This is a genomic window from Halolamina salina (assembly GCF_042678005.1).
GTDB classification, from domain to species: domain Archaea; phylum Halobacteriota; class Halobacteria; order Halobacteriales; family Haloferacaceae; genus Halolamina; species Halolamina salina.
Genome location: NZ_JBHUDH010000043.1, coordinates 658 through 4,971 on the forward strand (window position 1 = coordinate 658; position 4,314 = coordinate 4,971).

The 4,314-nt window shown below is 70.6% G+C and carries 6 protein-coding genes; 1 reads left to right on the forward strand and 5 read right to left on the reverse strand.

The window, feature by feature from the left end:
* A partial coding sequence (locus ACFR9S_RS05275; RefSeq protein ID WP_379818218.1) for a DUF2268 domain-containing putative Zn-dependent protease occupies positions 1-1,131 on the forward strand: 1,131 nt, incomplete at its 5' end.
* Between the two features lie 18 nt (positions 1,132-1,149).
* On the opposite strand, the gene ACFR9S_RS05280 is transcribed toward ACFR9S_RS05275, so the two are convergent.
* The 5 genes from ACFR9S_RS05280 to ACFR9S_RS05300 all read right to left on the reverse strand — a co-directional run.
* Entirely contained in the window at positions 1,150-2,232 is a 1,083-nt protein-coding gene (locus tag ACFR9S_RS05280) for an enolase-like domain-containing protein (protein WP_379732182.1), read from the reverse strand.
* A 94-nt stretch (positions 2,233-2,326) separates the two neighbouring features.
* A complete protein-coding gene (locus ACFR9S_RS05285) occupies positions 2,327-3,493 on the reverse strand; it encodes a hypothetical protein (protein ID WP_379818219.1) in 1,167 nt (388 codons plus the stop codon).
* A 147-nt stretch (positions 3,494-3,640) separates the two neighbouring features.
* Entirely contained in the window at positions 3,641-3,793 is a 153-nt protein-coding gene (locus ACFR9S_RS05290; RefSeq protein ID WP_379732184.1) for a DUF7550 family protein, read from the reverse strand.
* A 48-nt stretch (positions 3,794-3,841) separates the two neighbouring features.
* Entirely contained in the window at positions 3,842-4,051 is a 210-nt protein-coding gene (locus ACFR9S_RS05295) for a hypothetical protein (RefSeq protein ID WP_379732185.1), read from the reverse strand.
* A 58-nt stretch (positions 4,052-4,109) separates the two neighbouring features.
* Positions 4,110-4,314: hypothetical protein (locus tag ACFR9S_RS05300; RefSeq protein WP_379818220.1), on the reverse strand; the 205-nt coding region annotated here is incomplete at its 5' end.

Genomic DNA, 4,314 nt, shown 5'->3' on the forward strand with positions numbered 1-4,314 from the left:
ACTGACGCGGCCGCCACGCCGACACCGACCGCCGGAGTGACGCCGGACGGCGACGGCGTCTTGATCCCCAACGACGGGCTGCCCGTCGATCCGGACCCGGTGTTCGAGCGCGTCCTGAACCTCACGGGGCAGGACGTGGAGCCGCCGACGGTGTACACCGCCGAGAGCGGCGATCTCCCGCCACAGGACGCCTCGCCGTTCTACGCCTCGCTGGGAATCACGCCCCCCGATGAGCGAGTCGGGGCGGCCGGCGCCGCGACGGACCCCTCGACCGTCTACCTCTTCGACCCGGCGCTACGCGATGAGGCAGTCACCGAGCGGACGCTGGCCCACGAGTTCGTCCACACCGTCCAGTTCGGAATGGGGTGGAAGAGCGATCTCCTCTCCACGCTCTCGGAGGACCGCCAGTGGACCTACGACGTCCGCAAGACCAGTCGCCTCGTGATGGAGGGGGCGGCGACCGAGTTCGAGGGCCAGTACCAGCGGGCCTACATGCCGTCGACCGAGCCTGTGACCTACACCGATCGCTACCGGAACGCTTCGGCGTGGAACCGACTCCTGCTGGCTCCCTATCGGTACGGCGCTCCCTACGTCGAGGAGCGACTCGCCGCTGGCGACGATCTCGCCGCGATACACACCGACCCGCCGATCTCGACCGAACAGGTGCTCCACGGCACTGACGACCCGATCGCCCCGTTAAACGTCACCGCCGGCGCGGTCGGCGACTGGGAGCGGACCGCCGGCGCCACGCAGGGCGAACTGTTCCTCCGGGTCGCGCTCCGGACGGAGCTGAACAGGTCCGCCGCGGCCGAGGCTGCGGCCGGCTGGGGGAACGACCGACGAGTGACCTACGAGCGCGGCGAGGCGACCGCGACGGCGTGGGTGCTGCGGTGGGACGACGCCGCGAACGCCACCGAGTTCGAGCGCGCGTTCGAGCGCTACCTCGACGCGAAAGCGACGCGAGCGGGGAGCGTCTGGACGCGGCCTGACGGGAACGTGACCTACCGGCTGGAGCGCGCGAGTGAACGGACCGTCGTCGTCTACCTCGGCAACGAGTCGTTCGTCCGGGCGGCGAACGTGACGGCGGCGGACGGTCCACGCGTCACGGTCGGGAACGCCTCGGCGTCGTAGCGTCGCCGCCGTGGCCAGTCAGAACCCGAACCCCTCGTGGCTCCCGCGGGCGGGCACGGCGATCGGGCTCCGCGGGAGTTCCGGCGGGAGCGACGCCTCGTTGTAGACGCTGGGCGCGAGATCGTTCGGCCCGTCGGGGTAGAACAGCGACGCGAGCTCCTGAGCCTGCCCGCGGCCGACCGAGAGCTCGAACTGGCCGCCGCCGTACAGCGTCACGCCGTTGTCGAGCGCCCAGCGCACCGTCCGGAGCAGCGACTCGACGGTGCCAAAGCGGGAGGGTTTGACGTTGAGCCACGACGGCTCCCAGGGGAGCGCGCGCACGTCGTCCAGCCCGTGGATCGGACTGTCCCACGAGACGCGTCCCTCCTCCCCCTCGAACACCGGCCGCGTTTCCTCGGTCACGAGCGGGTCCTCGACCACCGATTCGGGGAAGCCGTCGACGATCCGGCGGTAGAACTCCGGGTCGGCCTCGGTGTCCACGTCCGTCCCCTCGTAGTGGCCCTTCAGATCGACGACGCGGACGGCGTCGCGGGCCCGCAGATCGTCGATCAGGTCGTCGTCCCACTCCGGCGTGGGGTCCAGTTTGAACCCGATCCCCGGGGTGCGCGACCGGACTTCGTCGACGCGGTCGGCGCTCGGCGGCTCGCCCAGCCGCGTGCTCGCGACGAACCGGACCGGCCGGTGCTCGCGGTCGAGCAGGTCGGGGAGGTCGGTGTCGTTCTGTCGGAGCGCGAGATCCAGCGCCGCGGACTCGACCGCCCAGCGTCGGTAGTCGTGTGAGTCCTCGCGCTCGGGACCCTCGCCGGGGAACAGCTCCACCTCGTCGAGCGACGCCGAGAACTCCTCGAACGTGAACGAGCCGGTCGGGAGCGAGAGTTCGCCCGCGTCGAGCGCGCTCGCGAGGCGCTCGTGGTCCGCCGTGTCGTAGGTCACGTCCTCGCCGCGGCCGGTCGCGCCGTCGCCGCGGAGTTCGAGGACGGTCGTGACGCGGGTGAACCCCGAGGAGGTGTCCTGCTCGAACTGCTCGTAGCCGACGCCGTCGACCGTCAGCGGGAGCGCCGCGATCGCGCGGTACTCGGCCGGAACGTGGCTGTCGCTCATGGTCGGAGCAAGCGGCCCGCAGGGGTTAACTCCGGTGGGCGGCGGGACGTTTCACCTCGGTCCGTCGGTCCCCGCGGTGTGACGCCTCGGACGCTCAGTCGACGCCGTGTTCGGGCGCCGCGATGATCTCGTCCTCCCTGAGGTGGTGGTAGAAGCCGTACAGCATCGAACCGGTCCCGACCGCCGCGAGGAAGACGGTCGTATCGCGGGGCAGCCCCGACGTGCCGGCGACGATCAGGAGGACGAACGACGCACAGACCGCGGCCGGCCAGTGGAGCGTGTGGGTCACTCTACCCAGCCCGAGCCGCCGCAGGAGGTTCCCCTCGCGGCCGAGCCACAGCACGAGCAGGAACAGGTAGAACGCCGGGACGGTCCCCGAGGGGAGCGCCAGCGCCCGCTCGGCCCCCTCGGCGAGGAGTCGGGCCCGGGTCGCCAACAGTTGTTGGAGCAACAGGCCGGTCAACACGCCGATGCCGACGAGGTCGAACACCCGGCGCGGCTCCGAGCGCTTTCGGTCGATGTTCGGGAGGGTGAGCCCGGCGAGCAGCCCGCAGTAGACGAGCGCCAGCCCGGCGAGCAGCAGCAGCCCCGACTCCGTCACGACGAGGCCGGCGACGAGCGCCGGGACGCTCAGCCACCGATACTGCGCGGTCCAGTCCCGGACGTACTGCTCGTAGCCGTCGAACTCGCGTTCGTCGGGCGACGGCACGACCTGGTCCTCCTCGTCGTCGATATCGAGGTGGCTGTAGAACCCGACGAAGCAGTACGCCGCGAGCGCGGTGCCGACGGTCGCCGCCGCGGCGACGCCCCCGCGATAGATCGAGAAAAAGCCCGTCGCCCCGAACGCGACCGACAGCGCCGCCCCCCAGACGATCGAGTGGGTCATGCTCCGGTGGCGCGACGCCAGCCCGGTCCAGAGCAGCAGGAGGACGAACAGCGCCGACGGAGTGAACCCCACCGGGAGCGCGGACAGCACGCCCGCGAGCAGCGGTCCCGGCACGACGAGATCGACCGACGCGAGGAAGAAGACGAGCAGCACCCAGACGGTGAGCAGACGGCCGAGCTTCCGGCGAGGGATCGAGTCGTGGCTGTCGATGTCGGGCACCACCGCACCCGCGCGGACGATCAGGCTCCCGAGCACCAGCGTCAGGACGACGAGCGTCGGGTCGTTCGTCCCCACGTAGACGGGGACCACGAGCCACAGGCTGGCGACCGGAAAGCGACGACTCCCTGCCGCGTAGTGGTCCTCGAACTCTCCCATCTCAGTTCGCCCCGGGGCTGTCGGGCGTCGACGTCTCGTGCTCGCCCACGTACCCGTAAGCTGTTCGACATGGGAGTAAAATCCATCGCCGGCGGTCCGCCGGCGAATCGATTTCCCGTCGGACGGCGCCCGCCGAAGCGGGCCGGCTTAGAACCCGACCAGTCCCAGCGCCAGCCCGAACGTCAGCACGAGGCCGACGACGAGCACCGCGGCGCCGACGCCGGCCTCCCCGGTCGTGAACTCCTGCATCGGTGCGGTGACGCGCCCCTCGTCGCCGTCGTCGTGATCGTGGTCGTCCATACGGGCGACTGTGGCCGGCGCGTACTTTGGCCTATCGGAACGACGCGCTCACCGGTCCAAGTAGCCGGAGTCCCACACCAGTAGCATCCCCGCCACGGCGGCGAACATCCACCCGCCGAAGGAGAGCAGGAACATGAACCAGCCGACGTGGGTCCGGCCGGTCGCCAGCAACAGTATCGTCCCGACGGTCATCCCGATCACTGTCAGTCCGACTGCGACCGCCGCGGCCGTCGCACGCCTGCTGAGGCCGAACGCCATAACCCGACAGTACGACGCGACAGGCATAAACGACCCGAAGGTGGCGGATGGGGCAGCGTCAGATCGATGGTTCCACCGCGTCGAGCGCCCGCTCGAAGTGCTCGCCGGTGAGCAGAATCTCCTCGGCGTGATCGTTGGCTTCCTCGCCCGCGTAGCGGTTCGTCACGTCCTCGACCGCCAGCAGCGTCGCCTCGCGGACCACCGCGGCCACGTCGGCGCCCGTGTACCCCGCCATCGACGCCGCGACGGCGTCGAGGTCCACG